The organism is Leadbetterella sp. DM7 (genome assembly GCF_040829825.2).
In the GTDB taxonomy this organism is placed as follows: domain Bacteria; phylum Bacteroidota; class Bacteroidia; order Cytophagales; family Spirosomataceae; genus Leadbetterella.
The window spans coordinates 141312-159091 of the sequence record NZ_JBFOLH020000003.1 but is presented as its reverse complement, the minus strand read 5'-3'; the positions used below and the strand labels follow the sequence as shown (position 1 = coordinate 159091).

General features: G+C 48.3%; 22 protein-coding genes and 1 tRNA gene. 14 read left to right on the top strand and 9 right to left on the bottom strand.

Annotated features, from left to right (window positions below):
- The 6 genes from AB2U10_RS04420 to nusB all read right to left on the bottom strand — a co-directional run bounded on the left by AB2U10_RS04420 (nucleotide 1) and on the right by nusB (nucleotide 3209).
- Nucleotides 1–207 carry a hypothetical protein gene (locus tag AB2U10_RS04420; protein WP_367913214.1) on the bottom strand — a complete coding sequence of 69 codons (207 nt, stop codon included), beginning with the start codon at nucleotides 205–207 and terminating at the stop codon, nucleotides 1–3.
- Nucleotides 194–1096: a S66 peptidase family protein gene (locus AB2U10_RS04415; RefSeq protein WP_367913215.1), complete on the bottom strand. Its 903-nt coding sequence runs from the start codon at nucleotides 1094–1096 to the stop codon at nucleotides 194–196. The genes AB2U10_RS04420 and AB2U10_RS04415 overlap by 14 nt, the downstream gene beginning before the upstream one ends.
- Nucleotides 1096–1398 carry a DciA family protein gene (locus tag AB2U10_RS04410; RefSeq protein ID WP_367913216.1) on the bottom strand — a complete coding sequence of 101 codons (303 nt, stop codon included), beginning with the start codon at nucleotides 1396–1398 and terminating at the stop codon, nucleotides 1096–1098. Before AB2U10_RS04410 ends, AB2U10_RS04415 begins: the two co-directional genes overlap by 1 nt.
- A complete protein-coding gene (yajC, locus tag AB2U10_RS04405) occupies nucleotides 1399–1677 on the bottom strand; it encodes a preprotein translocase subunit YajC (protein WP_367913217.1) in 279 nt (92 codons plus the stop codon). It lies immediately after the preceding gene.
- A 17-nt stretch (nucleotides 1678–1694) separates the two neighbouring features.
- The gene (locus AB2U10_RS04400) at nucleotides 1695–2015 is read right to left on the bottom strand and encodes a YtxH domain-containing protein (protein WP_367913218.1); all 321 of its coding nucleotides are present in this window, start codon (nucleotides 2013–2015) and stop codon (nucleotides 1695–1697) included.
- A 78-nt stretch (nucleotides 2016–2093) separates the two neighbouring features.
- Nucleotides 2094–3209: a transcription antitermination factor NusB gene (gene nusB / locus AB2U10_RS04395; RefSeq protein ID WP_367913219.1), complete on the bottom strand. Its 1116-nt coding sequence runs from the start codon at nucleotides 3207–3209 to the stop codon at nucleotides 2094–2096.
- Nucleotides 3210–3285: 76 nt separating this feature from the next.
- On the opposite strand from nusB, the gene AB2U10_RS04390 reads away from it, so the two are divergent.
- From AB2U10_RS04390 to AB2U10_RS04340, 11 genes are read left to right on the top strand one after another with little or no spacing between them, the layout of a single operon-like run.
- The gene (locus AB2U10_RS04390; RefSeq protein WP_367913220.1) at nucleotides 3286–4734 is read left to right on the top strand and encodes a S41 family peptidase; all 1449 of its coding nucleotides are present in this window, start codon (nucleotides 3286–3288) and stop codon (nucleotides 4732–4734) included.
- The gene (locus AB2U10_RS04385; RefSeq protein ID WP_367913221.1) at nucleotides 4721–5383 is read left to right on the top strand and encodes a heme exporter protein CcmB; all 663 of its coding nucleotides are present in this window, start codon (nucleotides 4721–4723) and stop codon (nucleotides 5381–5383) included. The genes AB2U10_RS04390 and AB2U10_RS04385 overlap by 14 nt, the downstream gene beginning before the upstream one ends.
- Nucleotides 5384–5386: 3 nt before the next feature.
- The gene (gene ccsA, locus AB2U10_RS04380) at nucleotides 5387–6043 is read left to right on the top strand and encodes a cytochrome c biogenesis protein CcsA (RefSeq protein ID WP_367913222.1); all 657 of its coding nucleotides are present in this window, start codon (nucleotides 5387–5389) and stop codon (nucleotides 6041–6043) included.
- Nucleotides 6040–6219 (top strand): CcmD family protein, encoded by a 180-nt coding sequence (locus AB2U10_RS04375; RefSeq protein WP_367913223.1) that lies wholly within the window; start codon nucleotides 6040–6042, stop codon nucleotides 6217–6219. The genes ccsA and AB2U10_RS04375 overlap by 4 nt, the downstream gene beginning before the upstream one ends.
- Nucleotides 6220–6225: 6 nt before the next feature.
- The gene (locus tag AB2U10_RS04370) at nucleotides 6226–6672 is read left to right on the top strand and encodes a cytochrome c maturation protein CcmE domain-containing protein (RefSeq protein WP_367913224.1); all 447 of its coding nucleotides are present in this window, start codon (nucleotides 6226–6228) and stop codon (nucleotides 6670–6672) included.
- Nucleotides 6653–7825: a chorismate-binding protein gene (locus AB2U10_RS04365; RefSeq protein ID WP_367913225.1), complete on the top strand. Its 1173-nt coding sequence runs from the start codon at nucleotides 6653–6655 to the stop codon at nucleotides 7823–7825. Before AB2U10_RS04370 ends, AB2U10_RS04365 begins: the two co-directional genes overlap by 20 nt.
- Nucleotides 7826–7872: 47 nt before the next feature.
- Entirely contained in the window at nucleotides 7873–9339 is a 1467-nt protein-coding gene (gene rpoN, locus AB2U10_RS04360) for an RNA polymerase factor sigma-54 (RefSeq protein ID WP_367913226.1), read from the top strand.
- A 9-nt stretch (nucleotides 9340–9348) separates the two neighbouring features.
- Nucleotides 9349–9984: a phosphatase PAP2 family protein gene (locus AB2U10_RS04355; RefSeq protein WP_367913227.1), complete on the top strand. Its 636-nt coding sequence runs from the start codon at nucleotides 9349–9351 to the stop codon at nucleotides 9982–9984.
- Between the two features lie 4 nt (nucleotides 9985–9988).
- Entirely contained in the window at nucleotides 9989–10897 is a 909-nt protein-coding gene (hemC, locus tag AB2U10_RS04350; RefSeq protein WP_367913228.1) for a hydroxymethylbilane synthase, read from the top strand.
- A gap of 30 nt (nucleotides 10898–10927) precedes the next feature.
- Complete coding sequence (locus AB2U10_RS04345; RefSeq protein WP_367913229.1) at nucleotides 10928–11620, top strand: peptidylprolyl isomerase; 693 nt, start codon at nucleotides 10928–10930, stop codon at nucleotides 11618–11620.
- 59 nt (nucleotides 11621–11679) lie between these two features.
- Nucleotides 11680–12582 carry an SDR family oxidoreductase gene (locus AB2U10_RS04340; protein WP_367913230.1) on the top strand — a complete coding sequence of 301 codons (903 nt, stop codon included), beginning with the start codon at nucleotides 11680–11682 and terminating at the stop codon, nucleotides 12580–12582.
- Nucleotides 12583–12592: 10 nt separating this feature from the next.
- On the opposite strand, the gene AB2U10_RS04335 is transcribed toward AB2U10_RS04340, so the two are convergent.
- The gene (locus tag AB2U10_RS04335; protein ID WP_367913231.1) at nucleotides 12593–13075 is read right to left on the bottom strand and encodes a type II toxin-antitoxin system VapC family toxin; all 483 of its coding nucleotides are present in this window, start codon (nucleotides 13073–13075) and stop codon (nucleotides 12593–12595) included.
- A 229-nt stretch (nucleotides 13076–13304) separates the two neighbouring features.
- Nucleotides 13305–13388: transfer RNA gene (locus AB2U10_RS04330), tRNA-Leu, on the bottom strand.
- A gap of 186 nt (nucleotides 13389–13574) precedes the next feature.
- On the opposite strand from AB2U10_RS04330, the gene AB2U10_RS04325 reads away from it, so the two are divergent.
- The 3 genes from AB2U10_RS04325 to AB2U10_RS04315 are packed head-to-tail and all read left to right on the top strand — an operon-like array spanning nucleotide 13575 to nucleotide 15903.
- Nucleotides 13575–15002 carry a circularly permuted type 2 ATP-grasp protein gene (locus AB2U10_RS04325; RefSeq protein ID WP_367913232.1) on the top strand — a complete coding sequence of 476 codons (1428 nt, stop codon included), beginning with the start codon at nucleotides 13575–13577 and terminating at the stop codon, nucleotides 15000–15002.
- 38 nt (nucleotides 15003–15040) lie between these two features.
- Nucleotides 15041–15610, top strand: a complete 570-nt coding sequence (locus AB2U10_RS04320; protein ID WP_367913233.1) for a DUF6580 family putative transport protein — start codon at nucleotides 15041–15043, stop codon at nucleotides 15608–15610.
- Nucleotides 15607–15903: a hypothetical protein gene (locus AB2U10_RS04315; RefSeq protein ID WP_367913234.1), complete on the top strand. Its 297-nt coding sequence runs from the start codon at nucleotides 15607–15609 to the stop codon at nucleotides 15901–15903. The genes AB2U10_RS04320 and AB2U10_RS04315 overlap by 4 nt, the downstream gene beginning before the upstream one ends.
- 3 nt (nucleotides 15904–15906) lie before the next feature.
- On the opposite strand, the gene AB2U10_RS04310 is transcribed toward AB2U10_RS04315, so the two are convergent.
- Complete coding sequence (locus AB2U10_RS04310; RefSeq protein WP_367913235.1) at nucleotides 15907–17754, bottom strand: putative porin; 1848 nt, start codon at nucleotides 17752–17754, stop codon at nucleotides 15907–15909.
- Nucleotides 17755–17780 lie beyond the last annotated feature (26 nt).

Sequence of the window (17780 nt, the reverse complement as noted above, 5' to 3'; positions counted from 1 at the left end):
TTAATTGTTTATTCCGGTATACATTGAATTAATGGCTGCGTATTCCCTGATCAGGAATGCCTGCAGCTCTTCGTTAAATATTTTCTTCGACTCGTCGTCGAGCGCCTCATACATATCTTTTAGCTCCCGGTTGATTTCTGCCTTTTCTGCTTCCGTAGCAGCATTCATGGCCCGGACATGGTATTTTTTGAAATCAAATGACAACATTTTCCAGTGTTTTAAGGGTAACTCCGGCCGGGGTAACGTCCAGGTCGTACGTTCTTCCCATAATTACGGGCAAATTTACACTTTCGTGTCCAAATTGAAAACCAAATGCCACGGGATAATCATAGCCAGCCGTGTGCTGCAGAATGATCTCTTCCACAGAAAAGCCGAAAGAAGGCTCGCTGATGGCGGTAAATGAGCCGGCTACCAGCCCGGCCAGGTGCTTTAACTTGCCGGCCCGTTTGAGCTGCACCATCATGCGGTCAATGTTATACAGCTTTTCGCCGATATCTTCCAGGAAAAGGATCTTCCCGTCGTAGGAAATATCGGAAACCGAACCTATGGAATGGGTCAGTAAAACCAGGTTGCCTCCTATGGCAGGACCTGTTGCGTGGCCTTCCCGGTTGGAGGGGCACGCCGGCCAGGTATCGGATGGCACTTTACCGGAAAGCATATCGCGAAGCTTTGCCGAAGAAACCGGATCGCAGGTTAATGTTTTGGCCATAGGGCCGTGAATGGTCTCATACCCCGATGCATTCAGATGCAGGAGCAGGGCGGTGAGGTCAGAAAACCCGATGATCCATTTGGGGTGTTTTTTAAAAGCGGTAAAATCAAGGTGATCGATCAGGTCGGAAACGCCGTATCCGCCCCGTGCCGCCAGGATACAACGTACTTCAGGATCATCCAAAAAACCCTGGAGCTCCTGCAGGCGGTTCTCAAATGTATCGGAAAAATTGTGGAAAGAGCGACCGGCCGTAGCCCCGGTTTCTGTCTTAAAGCCCCATTGCTCAAGAATCTTCACGCCGGACAATACATCCTGGAGGGCTACCCGGCTGGCGGGAGCCGTGATAGCGACGAAGTCGCCGGGACGAAGAAAGGGAGGTGTGATCATCAGACAAAAACCACATCTTTCACAATCTCAGCGCCCATTTCTTTATTTAAGAGGGAAATGATTCCGGACTTGGCCAGAACCAGTTCCTGTCTTAAAGGTGCAGAGGTAATTCTCAGGAAAAGAACGCCTTTGCTGATATAAATCTTCTCTGTCCGCTGTGCAATAGACACACCCATCAGCTTTTCCCAATAGGTCACCAGGTAGGTCTCGTTATAACGCGACCTGAGCTTGTATGCATTCAGGAAAGACTCGAAAGCCTCTCCTATGCTCTGGGCCTGGGTTTTGCGGGCAGTTACAGACATTTAGGCTTTTTTTGAAATGGCAAATTTTTCAAAAGTGAGCTTGGCGCCGCCACCTGCCGAGATGGTTACGGTAGTTTCATCTTTCGATAACACCTTACCGTGAAGTCCACCGGCCGTTACCACGTCGTCGCCGGGCTTCAGCTCTTCTACCATTTTTTGTTGATCTTTTTGTTTTTTCTGCTGAGGGCGGATCATAAAGAAATACATAACGGCAAACATACCTACCATCATGATCAGGAAACTCATGTTTCCACCACCTGCTGCTTGTAAGAATATCATAAAAATTTATAAGTTAATTACGCCTTTGATTTGATCTGTCCCATCAGATCTTCTACGTCTTCCAGCAGCTTTTCTGCTTTCTGACGCGCCTCGTTTACCACTTTCTTTCCTTCTGCTTTTGCATTGTTGTCTCCGCCAACGTATTCCAGCGCCACTTCTTCTCCCCTTTCCCGGAGGTCATTTATAAAGTTTTTCAGCTGATCTCTGTAATCTCCGAGGCTGGAAGATAGTTTCTCGCGGGTAACTTCCCCTTTTTCAGGAGCAAATAAAATACCAATGGCCGAACCGGCTGCTACTCCCGCCAGAAATGCGATTAAAGATTTTGCCTGAGTGTTCATAATTATGTTGTTTTTGGTTTTATAAATATAAGATCAAAACGAAAGATCACCAAGAAAAATTTCAATTCACACCGGCTTCTACCGGTTATCCAGCATTCCGCGACCCGTTTTGCGGATGAGTCCTTTGGTTTGTAAATCCTTGCAAACGGCGTCAAGAATACCGTTAATAAAGATTTTGCTCTTTTCCGAGCTATAATTTTTAGCAATCTCTATGATTTCATTGATGGTGACCTTTACCGGTATGCTCGGGAAAAGCGTGAGTTCGGCAATGGCCATTTTCAGGAGAATGAGGTCGGTTTCAATGATGCGTTCCAGATCCCAGTTTTTCAGGTGCGGCAGGATCCGTTCCAGCAGCTCCTCATCGCGTGAAGCGGTTTCCCGGAACAGGGTGCGGAGAAAATCTTTGGTTTCTTCCCACTGCTCGTCGAGCTTTTCGATCATCACCACCTGGTCATCTGCAAAATCATCAAAGGTATGGAAAACCATAGTGCGGAGGATCTCCTTGTCTTCCGACCAGAAAATATGCAGCTTCTCAAAGAAATCTACACTTACCTCGTGCTTCAGGATGATGTTTTTGACAATATACTTAACAATGGCCAGCTCGTCTTCACGGGTTTTGTTGACAATGGAAAGGTATTCGGCTACATGGGCGTTGCCTTTCACCGCTTCATTGTACAGCTTATTGACGAGAGAAGATTCGTTTTCGAGGCTAACCGAGCGCTTCAGGGAATAAAACTCCAGCTCTTTGGCCGAGGCCAGGGCGGCAATGGCCTTGTTTTTTTCCAGCACAGAATCTGATTTGCTGCCCAGCAGCACCAGGAGGTTCAGGATATACAGGTAGATATCGTAGGTTTTTTCGGCATCGATCAGGGTCTGGGCCGCGTGGTAGTCAAAGTCTTTTTTGTTCTTCAGGCGGTAGTATTCGCGTGCTTTGGCTACGGCTGTTTTGATCTCCCGCGGGTTGGTATCGTCGGTGACCGGGCTATTGCCTTTGATCTCGTCTTCAAATACCGATTGCGCCAGTTTGGCCATGCCGGCAAGCTTGGTACGGTCCTGCTTCTCCATGGAGTTCAGGTCAGGAGCAAAAGCCTCGGAGATCAGTTCCTGGGCTAATAAATAATTGGCTCCCTTCGATATCTCAAGCGCATACAAACCCTGCATTGCCCTTACTCTCGCCAGTCTACGATTCAGCATATATTCAAAGAACTTTTAAAACGGGTGCAAAGATAATAGAAAAGATGCGTAATTTTAAGCGATTTTTCGATTCGGGATGCAAATTTTTCTCAGAGCTGGAGCTTCGTTTCTCCTGCTATTCCTTTTATTTTTTTCAGCAGGTGCACAGGAAAAGCTTTCACCCGGTGAATTCAATGATGACCTGGAGCAGCTGCGCGGGCTACTGAAGAAGTACTATCCCGGCCTGTATTATTACGAAACACCGGAGCAGTTTTCCCGGAGGATAGATTCGTTATACACCGTTGATTCCCTGTCTGTTCCGGAGGCGTACCGGCGGCTCTCGCTGCTGACCAGCGAAATGCAGGATCTTCATCTCTCTACCCGGCTTCCCAAACACTATTTTAATAAAGAATCGGGCGGATTTCCGCTCATTCTACGGAAATTTGGTGATGATTTTTATATCCATTATAATCAATCAGACGACAGCACCCTGGTGCGGGGAACGCGCATTGTATCTATTGACGGTGTGCCGCCCCTTACTGACTTTTACCGGTTCCGTACTCTCTACGGGGCTGATTTCGGGAATCCCTATGGCAAAAACTACTATGCAGACCGGAATTTCCCGGGCCTTTACATGCGCTGGTACGGCAAACGCGACTCCGTACAGCTTCGTTATGCACTTCCCGGCGACACCCTCATCCGTACCGAAACCATGCGGTTTCTGCTCCCCAAAGAAGCCATGAGCAACCTCACCAAAAGGTATAAAAATGTGCTGCGCAAGAACTTTGAGCTGGAGCGGGTAGATTCGCTGAGCCGTACGGTCAAGCTGGATATTACCAGTTTCAAAGGAAAGAAAAGTTTTCTTGAATTTACCGAAAATAAATTCAGAAAACAGTTAAAGCGAAGTTTTAAGCAAATCAGTGAAGACAGTGTACAGAACCTGATCCTGGATCTCCGGAGCAACGGCGGCGGTGCGGTGGTGAATGTTCACCGGATGATCTCCTACCTGGTGAACGAGCCTTTCCGGATATACGACAGCGTTTATATCAGCCGGGCGGGCTTCAGGAAGATCTTTAAGCCCTACCTGGGAGTTACGGCGCTGGCCGGGCGAATGTACCTGAACGGGAAAACGGAAAACGGCTACTACAGGAGCTACATCAACGAAAAGAAGAAGCTCAGGCCGGTGAAGCAATACGGGTATTCGGGGCGGCTTTTTGTGCTGATGGACGGGGGCTCGTATTCAGCCACCACCTTTACCATATCCTTGTTAAAAAACCATGACCGGGTTATCTTTGTGGGTACGCCGCCCGGCGGAGCCAACTGGGGCTCTTTTGCCGGCCGGTTTTATACGACAAAGCTGGCCCGTTCGCACGTACAGGTGAACCTGCCCCTGATGAAGCTGGTGCACAGCACGGAGGGGCTAAAGCACCCCGATTTTTTTGTACAGCCGGATTATTGGGTAGAGCAGAGCTTTAACGATTTTCTACTGCGGAAAGACACCCCTGTAGAATTCATAAAACAGATGATTCGCAATGAAAGAAATTAAGAGCCTGATCTGGAAAGATATAAAGCTGGAGCTGCGGCAGCAGAATACCATCAATACCATGGTACTTTTCATGGTTTCCACCATTTTTCTCTGCTATATCAGCTTTATGCTCCGGACGAACAACCTGGAGGGCCTGACCTGGAACACCCTTTTCTGGATTATCCTCTTATTTTCGGCTGTGAATTCTGCCGGCAACAGCTTCCGGAAAGAGACCGCGGGCCGGCACCTGTATTATTACCAGCTGGCGGGCCCGGGTGCCATCATCCTGGCCAAGATCCTTTTTAACTTCCTGCTGCTGCTGGTGCTGTCGCTCTCGGGCTTTGGCCTTTACCTGGCCCTGCTGGGAAACCATGTAGCCGACTATACCCTATACTTCATTGCGTTGGTGCTGGGCTCACTGGGTTTCAGCTCTTCACTGACCCTGCTGGCCGGTATTGCCTCAAAAACAGACAATTCTTCAGGCGTGCTTGCCGTTTTGAGCCTGCCTGTTTTGCTGCCCCTGATCAACATGCTCATCAAACTTTCCAAAAATGCAATGGACGGCCTCGAATTATCGGCCAGTTATGATGAAATTATGACTATATTTGGAATTGATTTGATTGTTATAGCGTTAAGTTATTTGTTATTTCCCTATTTGTGGAAGAGTTAAAACATGAGAAAATACTGGTGGAAATTCCTGGGAGCGGCCTTGCTCATTTTTAGTGTATTTTTTGGATTTTTAGGAGAAACGCCCCGCCGTGAGATCCTCAATGAGACCATCCGGATGGTTTATTTTCATGTGCCCATGTGGTTCTCCATGATGGCCCTGATGATCAGCTCACTGGTATTTTCGGTAAAATACCTGCGGAAAGGCGATATCCGCGACGACATCTATGCTTCGCAGTTTGCAGCGGTAAGCGTGGTTTTCGGGGTGCTGGGTTTCCTGACCGGCATGCTCTGGGGAAATTTCACCTGGGGCGACTGGTTGCCCAAAGACCCCAAGCTGATAGCGGTAGAAGTGGGTCTCCTGATCTATTCGGCCTATTTTATCCTGCGGGGCTCCTTTGACGACGAACAGCGACGGGCCCGTCTTTCCGGCATCTACAATATCTTTGCTTTTGCCTCTTTTATGCCCCTGGTGTGGATATTGCCCCGACTGACCGACTCGCTGCACCCCGGCAACGGGGGCAACCCGGCGTTCGGTAGCGATATGGACTTAAAAATGCGTATGGTGTTTTACCCGGCCGTGCTGGGGTGGATCATTATCGGGACCTGGATTGCCAGCCTGCGGATACGAATCAAATTAATTAACGAAACGATAAACGGATGAAACTCCTGAGTTTACTTCAAACTGCTGAAATGGCCGACGTCATGCGCTCGGAAGGTAAAATTTATGTAGTGGTGGCAGGCCTTCTTATTGTGGTGACCGGATTTCTGGCCTACCTGTTTTTCCTGGACAGAAAAGTAACGCGGTTAGAAAAAGAAGTAGAAAATCACAAGAAATAAAAGGGCATGAAAAAAAGTCATATTATCGCGTTGGGTGTGATTGCGGTGGCGATAACCATGATCATTTCCACCATTGGAGATGCCAGCACATACCTGAGCTTCAAAGAGGCCAAAGAGCTGGCTGAGCAGGGAAATACCAAAGCGGTGCACGTAGTAGGTGAATTGCCTAAAAATGCAAAGGGTGAGCCTATAGGGATTCGTTATGAGCCCTCGGTCAATCCCAACCAGTTTGAATTCCTGATGATCGATTCCCTGGATAACCAATACCGGGTAGTTCACCATCAGCCCAAACCCCAGGATATGGAGAAGTCGGAGAAAGTAGTGGTAGTGGGCCGGATGAACCTGGAAGGAGGCTATTTTGAGGCCGACAAAATCCTTTTAAAATGCCCTTCCAAATACAATAACGCCGAACTGAAACCGGAAGACGACGGATATGTTAGTTACGGAAAATAGTGTTGACACCTCTGTCCTGATTAACGGCCTGATCGCTTCAGGTGTACCTTTTGCGGCTTACCGGCTACCGCGGCACGACACGTTCCGGCTGCTGGTATCGTATGATCCTTTCCTTCATCTTGAAAAAGTAGATTTTGAGGAATTGCCTTCCGGGTTTGCCTTTGCCCCCTTTAAAACCGGTGGTTCGCCGGTTTTGTTCCTGAAAGCTGATTTTGAAAGGGAAGTGAATTTACGGGAACCCCAGATAGATATTTCTGACCTGAAGTGTACTCCTGACCTGCTTCAGAGCGACACGGGCTTTGCCTTTGAGACCCTGCCCCACCCCAATGACGAAGAAGAGTACCAGGCAAAGGTACAGCAGATTCTGACCCGGATACGACAGGGTGAGGCACGGAAAGTGGTACTTTCACGCCGCAAGCCTTTGGGCAGAATCACGGAAAGCAACTTTTTTTCTGCCTTTACAAGCCTGAGCACTTCGCATCAGGATGCTATGGTCAGCCTGGTGCACCTTCCTGACAATAAGCAGGTCTGGCTGGGGGCTTCACCCGAAGTGCTGGTCTCTCAAAACCGTGACGGGGTCTTCACCACCATGTCGCTGGCCGGTACGCAGTCGGCCTTTGACCGCAACGGAAAAGAAATAAAGCCGGTAGATGCCCTCTGGACCCACAAGGAAATCGAAGAACAGGCCATAGTGGGGCGGTACATCATCAACTGCCTCAAAAAAATACGGGTGCGCGAATATGAAGAAGAAGGCCCCAAAACGGTTAAAGCAGGCAACCTGCTTCACCTGAGAACGTTCTACAGCATAGATAACCGGGAGGTGAATTTTCCGAACCTCAGCTCGGTCATGCTTAACCTGCTCCACCCTACCCCGGCCATCTGCGGCATGCCCAAAGAGAGCTCCGAAAAGATCATTGACGATATTGAAGGCTACGACCGGGAATTTTACAGCGGTTACCTGGGGCCCGTCAATGTAGATGCGGAGAGTCACCTGTTCGTGAACCTCCGTACACTGAAGGTAGAAGACGGCATAGCGTATGTATACGCCGGCGGCGGTATTACGGAAGATTCCCAGCCCGACAGGGAGTGGGTGGAAACCGAAATGAAAATGGGAACCATCAGCCGGGCATTTGACAACTTTCATCGGTTTTAGTAACTTTGGGAATGAATTCCGGCAATCCGTTATAAATGATCTCACCAATGCAAAAACTTATCCTTAACCAATCTCTGCAGCAGAGGCTATCGCCTCAGCAGATCCAGTTCATTAAGCTTCTGCAGATTCCCACTGCAGAACTGGCCCAGAGAATAGAGGAAGAGCTGGAAATCAACCCGGCCCTGGAAGAAGGAAAAAGCATGGAGCAGGAAAAATATTCGGTTAACGGGGAAGATTCCTATTCTGAAGATAACAACGACCACCAGAGCATTGATACCTACAGCCTGGACGACTTCAACCTGAAAGACTACCGGAGTGACGGCGATGAGTACGGCGGCTATAAGATGTCAGACAATTACCACGAAGAGGCCCGGGAAGTCATGCCCGTGGTGTCTGTAGATTCTTTGCAGGAGTCGCTTATGCAGCAGCTGGGCTTTTTACAGCTCAATGACAAGCAAACCATGATCGGGAAGCAGCTGATAGGCTCTATAGAAGATGACGGCTACCTGAGGCGCTCGCTCCGGTCTATCTGCAACGACCTGGCTTTCAGCCAGAACATTTATACCAACGAAGAAGAAGTTGAAGGGGTTTTAAAAAAGATACAGAAATTTGAGCCGGCCGGCATTGGCGCCCGTGACCTCCAGGAATGCCTGATCCTCCAGATTGAAAAAAAGACGAACTCGGCAGAGAGCAACCTGGCCCTGACCATCCTGGAAGACTATTTCGACGAGTTTAGCAAAAAGCACTTCGATAAGATACAGAAGAAGCTGGGAATAGACGATGAAACCCTGAAAAACGTTTTCCAGCTCATCACGCGGCTGAACCCCAAGCCGGGCAATATCATCTCCACATCGCACAATGTGGCCTACCTGATGGCCGATTTTATTGTTACCTATTTAAACGGGAAGATGGAGATCATCCTGAATTCGAAAAATGCCCCGGACCTCCGGATCAGCAAATCGTTTTCAGACATGCTGGATACCTACTCGCGGGGCGACAAGCAAAACAAGCAGATCAGGGAAACCGTTACGTTTGTGAAGCAGAAGCTGGACGCCGCCAAATGGTTTATTGATGCCATCAAGCAACGGCAGCAGACCCTGCTGAAAACCATGGAAGCCATCGTGGATTTCCAGTACAGCTTTTTTGTGGAAGGCGATGAAAATAAGCTGAAGCCCATGATCCTGAAAGATATTGCCGATAAGATCGACATGGATATTTCTACGGTTTCGCGGGTGGCCAACAGCAAATCGGTGCAGACAGATTTCGGAATTTATCCCTTGAAATATTTCTTTTCGGAAGGAATTGCTACGGAATCGGGCGAGGACGCTTCGAGCCGTGAAGTAAAAAATATTCTCAGGGCACTCATTGACGAAGAAGTGAAAACGTCGCCTTACTCTGACGATAAGCTGGAGAAGCTGCTAAAGGCCAAAGGATACAACATAGCCCGGAGAACCGTGGCCAAGTACCGGGAACAACTGGGAATTCCGGTGGCCCGTTTGAGAAAAGAGATTTAACCCGTTTTTATGGTGCTTCAAAAAACAGCAAAAGGAATTTCCTACATACTGCATCCCGTATTCATCCCTTCTTACCTGGTACTGGCGTTGAAGTGGCTGGCTCCCCTGCCGCTTTTTTACCTGTTTATGGGTCCGAAGCTGTTCCTGGCCCTTTTCATGCTGACAGTTACGTATACGGCCATCATCCCGCTGCTTTTTGTATACCTGCAGTACCGGATGAAATTTATCAACGATTTTACCCTCAATAACCGGCGTGAAAGGCCCCGTGTATACCTTTTTACCTCTGCCTTTTTCTTTGCCGTTGCTTATTTCTTAAATGCAAAAGGCAGCGTCTTTATGCCTACAGCCGTTATTTTTGTGTCGATGGCCGTCAATATCACGGGCTTGTTCGTGATGAATTTTTTCGATAAGATCAGCGCGCATGTTTCGGGCATTTCAGGGGCTTTGGGAGTATTTGCGGCACTATTTTATCGGTACGGAGACGTCAGGCTGGTGCCGGCCATCCTCATAATCCTGGTCCTGGTTGGGATAATTTCTTCTGCACGCTTAATTTTGGGCGCGCATAACCTGCGCCAGGTGATCATCGGGGCGCTGTGGGGCTTTGTTACGGGTTTTACCGGCGTATATTACTTTATGAAATTATAGAACATTGAAAATAAAAATAGGAACAAGAGCCAGTCAGCTTGCTTTATGGCAGGCCCGTTATATTCAGCAGCGCCTTGAAGCTGCGGGTGCGGAAACGGAGATCGTGGCCATGGAAACCCGGGGCGATAAAGTGCTGGATGTTGCTTTATCCAAAATCGGCAGCAAGGGTGTATTTACGGAAGAATTGGAAGAAAAACTCCTGAATAATGAGATTCATATTGCCGTTCACTCGGCTAAAGATATGCAATCTGATCTGGGCGATGCCTTTGAAATTATTGCTTTTACCGAGCGGGAAGAACCCAACGACGTGCTGATTTCTGACCGGCCGGTAGATCTATCCCAGCCCCTGATCGTAGGTACCTCATCTGTAAGAAGGATAGCCTTTTTCAAAAAGCATTATCCCCATATTCAACTGGTCAACATGCGGGGCAACCTGCAAACCCGCCTGAAAAAAATGCGGGACGGCCAATGCGACGCGCTGGCCCTGGCCTTTGCCGGCGTTAACCGCATGAACTACAATGAGCTCATTGTTCACCGTTTTCCCCTGAATGAATTTATTCCGCCTGTGGGCCAGGGAACCATAGCGGTTGAAATTGCGGTAAGCCTGGATAGTGAAATTAAAAAAATCGTGAAAGAGGCCTGTAACGACACCCAGACTGAAAAATGCCTGGTAGCGGAAAGGACATTCCTGAAAGAAATGAAGGGCGGATGCTCCATACCGGTTTTCGGATATGCCCGGAATACGGACCAGGGTATCCGGTTTACCGGCGGTATTACCTCGCTAGACGGACAAAGCACCATAACGATAGAACAGACAGGTACTGCGCCGGCTGAGTTGGGCAGGGCAGTGGCCTTACAGGTACTGGAAAACGGTGGCCGCGAAATTCTGGCCCAAATCAAGAGGAACCCATAAGTGTGTTTAATGAATAGTGTGTGAATACCCATGAAAAAAATAGTTGTATTTGTTTCTCTCCTGGTGCTCAGTGCATCTGCCTTTTCGCAAAAGAAAGATTACCTCTATACCCTGGAGAGCGGTAAAGGGAAGCTGCATTTTGTTTTGTATGATGAAACCCCGCTGCACAAAGCCAATTTTCAAAAGCTGGTGAAGTCACATTTTTACAACGGGCTGCTTTTTCACCGGGTGATTGAAAATTTCATGATCCAGGGCGGTGATCCGGCCTCCCGCAATGCAGAGAAAAGAGCCCGGCTGGGCAGCGGCGGTGATGAGCTGGAACGGATACCGTTTGAGTATAACCCGGCCCGTTTTCACAAAAAGGGTGTGCTGGCAGCGGCACGCGACGGAAACCCCGAGAAGAAATCGAGCGCCTGCCAGTTTTATATTGTACAGGGTAAAAAGTTCAGTGATACCGAGCTGAATAATTTTGAAAGCCGCAACGGTGTAAAATATACCGAAGAGCAGCGCACGGTCTATAAAACCCTGGGCGGAACCCCTCACCTGGATAAAAACTATACTGTTTTCGGAGAAGTAGTAGGCAGTACAGCCCTGGTTGACGAGATTGCCGGAGTAAAGACCGATTCGTTCAACCGGCCTGAAGAAGATCAGAAGATGAAGATCTCCATGAAAAAAATGAAAAGAAAGAAAATCACTAAAAAATACGGTTATCACTACTTATAGTAGTACCATTACAGCGTGCTAAGGCAAAGCTGCGGATGGCACCACTAAAATTTAGACATATGAGAATACTGATTACGGGTTCTAACGGCCTTCTCGGCCAAAAGCTGGTTCAGAAGCTGGCTGGCGTTGCCGGTGTGCAGGTGATTGCTACCGCACGCGGGCAAAACCGCTTGCCTTTCACTGCGGGCTACACGTTTGCTTCGCTGGACATTACCGATAAGCAGCAGGTAGACGAGGTATTCGGGCAGCACGTTCCGGAAGTGGTTATCCATACCGCCGCCATGACCAACGTAGACCAATGCGAAACAGAGAAAGAGGAGTGCTGGAAGCTGAACGTAACCGCTACGGAATACCTCCTGGAAGCCGCTGAAAAGACGGGTTCTTTTTTTCTACACCTGTCTACCGACTTCATTTTTGACGGGGCAGACGGTCCGTACACCGAAGAAGCAGAGGCCAGCCCGGTCAGCTTTTACGGGTGGAGCAAATATGCGGCCGAAAAGCTGGTTATGCACAGCAGGCTCAAGTGGGCTATAGCCCGGACCATCCTGGTGTACGGTATAGCGCACGATATGAGCCGCTCCAACATTATTTTATGGGTGAAAAATTCGCTGGAAAGCGGTAAAGCCATCCAGGTGGTCAATGACCAGTGGCGTACGCCTACCCTGGCCGAAGACCTGGCAGACGGTTGCATATTGATTGCCCGGCAACGTGCGGAAGGTATTTTTAATATCAGCGGGAAAGACCTGCTTACTCCTTACCAGATGGCGATAATGACCGCCGATTACTTCGGACTGAACAAGTCGCTTATCAATGAAACAGACGGCTCGCAGTTCAGGCAAACGGCCAGGCGCCCGGCCCGTACCGGGTTTATCCTGGACAAGCCTGTAAAAGTGCTGGGGTACTCGCCCAAATCATTTGCGGAAGGAATTGCTTTCCTGGCGGAGCAGATCACCCAAAAGTAGGGCCTCTGCTCTACCTTTTGTTGTATACAAAGCTCAGGCTCTGGTTTTTATAGTGCCTGAATTTACTGTCGGAAGAAATAAGCGTGTAACGGTCAGAGATCGCATGCGATATAATGGCATGATCAAACGGGTCGTTATGACCATCCGTTACTTCAAGGCACGATAGCGCCCTGATATGCTTTTCCGTAAAGTTAGCCACATAAATGCCGATTGTTTTGCCAAAGCTGTTTAGAACAGTTTCTATGGTCTCCCCTTTCTTCAATTTAATTTTCCCGATCCGGTATAGCTGTACCAACTCAATTAACGAAACAGAGCTGGTCTCAAGACGATTCGTATAGTCCTCTATTATAATCTTAACTTCCCGGCTTAATTGATCCATCTCTCCACCGGCTAAAAAAACGAGGATATTGGTGTCTAAGAGGAATCGTTTCACTACTTCAACACCGCTTTCATATCTATAATCGTAAAAAGAGACTTCCCGCTCCTCATCCATTCGCCCGCTTTAGACAGCTTTTTAGGTTCTTCAGCCGTTTTCTTTCCGGGGGGCTTTTCGTTGATTTTTTTGTTTTCTGGTTTCATAAGTTTTGTCGATTATTTCGCAAACCTACGAAGTTATTTATTAACTCTTCTGAACTCCGGATAAAAAATGGAGGCAATACAGGATTTTTTTGACCGCAGTATAAAAGAAAAAAGCCCGGGTATTACTACCCAGGCCTTACCGGTGACGGGAAAGAGATTCGAACTCTCACAGGCTTACGCCCACTACCCCCTCAAAGTAGCGTGTCTACCAGTTCCACCATCCCGCCTTTGACGGGTGCAAAATTACAACAATTTTTCAAATCCCACAGCAGAATTTTATTTTCCGGACTCTTATTTTTTTGCGTAGTATAATTTCAGGAAAAAATCGAAATATTTTACCATTTTACTGGAATTTTATATCGTATATCACATAAATGCTTATATTTAATTTTTTATCCCAGGCGGCAGTACGTATGAATTTTGCGAATTATAAAACCAACGGCATCTTTGATGAACTGAACGCGCTGGACTCCCAGCCGCGCGAAGGACTTGAAGTGATATACAACTATTTCAACAGCCTTAGCCTCGAAGAACTGAAGATGAGGCAGAAAAACCTGGAAGCCTCCATGATGAATATGGGGATCACTTTTAACGTGTATTCTGAGGAAGGTGGAATGGAGCGGATCATTCCTATCGATATTATCCCGAGGGTGATCCGGGCCAGGGAATGGGCCATGCTGGAACGCGGGCTGAAGCAGCGTATCAAGGCCCTGAACGAGTTTCTCCTTGACATTTATTCCGATCAGAAAATACTAAAAGACAAGGTTATTCCCTCAGATACCATCTTCAGCAGCAAAGGGTTTATCCGCGAGTGTATGAATGTAAGGCCACTGAAAGACATCTACATTCACATTACCGGCACAGACCTTATCCGCAATGCACAGGGTGAGTTTGTGGTGCTCGAAGATAACCTGAGGTGCCCTTCCGGGGTTTCGTATATGCTCCAGGGCCGTGAGCTCTCCAAGCAGGGACTTTCCAAGCTTATTTCCAAAGCAAAAGTGCGGTCTATCAGCGAATACACCGACAAGCTCTTTGAGGTTCTCCAATATATTTCGGGTAAATCAGAACCCACCATTGCCGTTCTTACGCCCGGCATCTACAATTCAGCCTATTACGAGCATTCGTACCTGGCCATGCAGATGGGCGTGGAACTGGTAGACTACCGCGACCTGGTGGTGGAAAACGACCTCCTGAAGCTCAGAACCACCAAAGGCTTTAAGACGGTGGATGTGCTTTACCGCCGCCTGGATGATGTGTATATCGATCCCCTGACGTTTAACCCCAATTCATTGATCGGGGTGCCTAACCTGTTTAATGCCTATAGGAAGGGAAACCTCGGGCTGGCCAATGCCCTGGGCACGGGCGTGGCCGATGACAAGGTGGTGTATGCTTACGTTCCGAAGATCATCAATTACTACCTGGGCGAAGACCCGATTATCCGGAACGTGGAGACGTATCTCTGTGAAGACCCGTCGAGCATGAAATACGTATTGGAAAACATTGAGAAGCTGGTGGTGAAAGAAGCCAATGAAGCCGGTGGATATGGTATGCTCATCGGCCCGAAATCTACGAAAGAAGAGCACGAAATTTTCAGAAACAAGATCAAAAGCAACCCGAGAAATTATATTGCCCAGCCTACTATTTCCCTCTCCACGTCACCCTGCCTGATCGGCGATGATATTGAGCCGCGGCATGTAGACCTCCGGCCGTATATTCTTTTCGGAGAAGATATTCATGTAACGCCCGGCGGACTGACCCGTGTGGCCCTGAAAAAAGGCTCACTGGTGGTCAATTCCTCGCAGGGAGGGGGAAGTAAAGATACCTGGGTACTGAAAGATTGAGAAAACTTCCTTATTTTTGTAAAAAAATCCGGAAAGTAATGAAACCTGATACCCGTAAAAGTCTTTTGGCAGCAGTGCTGGTTTTCCTGGTTGTTGCGTTAAGAGTGGTAGAACACCCGATCAACGCTACACCTATGGTAGCTGTTATGCTATTTTCAGCGGCTATATTTAAAGATTGGAAATGGAAGATCGGGGTGCCCCTGGTGGCGCTTCTGCTCAGCGACCTGCTGATTGAGCTAAAGAACGGCTACGGTTTTCACAGTGCTACCCTGATGGTGTATTCTACCTTTGCGGTCATTTTTGCGGCCGGTTATTACCTGCTCAGAAAAATCAGTGTTTTGCAGGTGGTTATGGCCAGCTTAACGGCTTCTATCCTGTTTTTCCTGATCACTAATTTTGCCTTCTTTTATCCCGAGGCCCCTGTAGCTGATCCTGCGCTCGGGCACTACCCCCATAACCTCTCCGGTATCATTGCTTCTTACCAGGCGGGCCTGCCCTTCTTTAAGAATATGCTGGTGGGTGACCTGCTTTTCAGCGGAATCCTCTTCGGAGCGTATTTCCTGATTGCCAAAGCTTCCTGGTTTGTTAACGAAAGTCGTGCGGTGTGATCATTAAAAACCTGACCTTTGTAGTACCCGTACGGTACGAAAACGATTTCCCGGGACTTGCATTTAAGGCTACTGATACGCTGAATACCTGGGTAGAAGACATCAAAGCCTATAAATTAGTGGAACAGCTGGACCCCGAAACTTTTAATTTTGCTATCCAGCTGAGCTTTACCAACGCGGTAAAGCTGGAGGATTTCAATAAGCTGGCCCTGGAGGATATGATCGGCGAAATCCAGGCCGGTATTGCCGAGCCTGTTCTCTATTTCGAATCTCACCTGGAGAAAATTTTCTGAGCATTAATCAAACAGCGGCCAGTCGATCTTCAGGATCAGCGCTCCCGGCTGCCCCACGTATCCCGGCGTGGTAAATACGCCGTTCCAGCCCAATCCTTTGTTCACAAATTGCCAGTTCAGGGCTATCCGGCCTTTGCTGATCGGGAATTTTATATACAGGTCCATCACCGGTACGCCACCCACCTGCTGGCCCTGCACGGCCACAAAATGATTCACCAGGGGCGAATAGTACTGCCCGCGGTATTTTGACTGCAGGAAGATATCCACACCGCTGTAGATTCTCAATACATGGGCGTAGAGGAAATTGAATTCCAGGTTGGCCGTATGAATAAAATCAGGTACGGGATACACAGAACCGTCACTGGTAGTATTGAAAAAAAGCTTGTAACGCGCCTCAAAAATTCTGCTTTTATAGCCGGCATTCAGGGAAACCGTAAGCAGGTTAAGGTCACGGGCCGACTGGCTTACCTCATCCACATCGCGCAGGAAGGTATAGTTCCTGATGCTTGTCCAGCGGGCTCCCGGAACCAGGGAGAAGGACTTCCACTCTACCGGGAAACGAACGGAAAGATGCTTGGTATTAACCGGGTCAAGCGATTTGTTTCCGTTGTAATCCACCACTCCGTTCGTAAATTTCTGGTAGAAAAGCCCTGCCGGACCGGCCGAATTGTAAAACCCGATTTCAAAGCCCTTATACACCAGGGTGGCGTCGAGAAGGTAATTTTTATAGCTTTCTATTTCTGCTTTTACGTCGAGGGTATTGGTAGAATCGGGGAAAACATACCCCAGCAGGCCGCCGGCATAGAGCTCAGGGTGCCATTTTTCGGCAAAAGACGGATAATAGGCATTCGTGAGCTTGTAAAGGCGGCTCCTGGCATACACCTGGTAGTTAAAACCCCTGTACAGCCCTTTAAAGCCGAATTTATTGGAAATGGTGTGGAAGCGGTAGCTATAGTGCAGCGTATCGGCCTTTTCAGGGGTTGCTACCCGGTAAACCAGCGCACTGGTACTATCGGTAAATGCGGGGTCCTCGAACGAGTAATATTTTCTTTCGTAGTCAAGTGTGTGGAAGGTCTGCAAAGCATTTTTCATCAGGAACTGCTGGTACAGGTGAAAATTATTCCACCGTTCGCGGTTAAAGATGTTGCCTTTCAGCGCGGCATCGTAATTCCGCGAATATTTACTTTCCAGGTTGCTCAGGCTGAGTGTATCTCCGCCCCCTATTCCCCCCTGTTCAAAATGCTTATGGTTAAAATGGTAGAAAGTGGCCAATACACGGTATTTCTCGTTTTTGGACGTATAATTTCCTGAAATGTCGTACCGCCAGTGGTTGACCAGCACTTCTTCACTGCGCAGAAAACCGTATTGCTTGCCCGAATTAAACTTGAAAATATTCAGGGTCAGGTTCAGCCTGGGGTTGATATTCTGGCTGTGGGTTACTTCAAACTGGGTATGTCCGCCTCCCTGCTGGAAGGCCAGGTAAGTATAGGGTGAACGGGTGTTGTAGTATTTAAAATCGGCCGTACGGGGGGCATATAGCCGGTTCACGTCCATTCCCATCTGCTGGCCGGCTTCCGTATTTTTTTCAAATAACAGCGGGCGGGAGGCCGTACCTACATTGCCCAGGTCCTGGTAAAGCCAGCCCGATTTTCGTAAAGGACTGGAAATATGATACGTTTTCAGGGAAGAATCGGGATTGTAGGCCCGGTGAATGTTCCGGAGCACATCGTTCTCATAAAAATACTCCACCGTTTTGTTGCTGTAAATCTGCCGGGTAGAATCATCCAATACCTGAGACCAGGCTCTGAAACCTATAAAAACGCACAAGAAGAGTATCCGGTACTTCAACATCCCTTATTAATTCTGGCACAAAAATA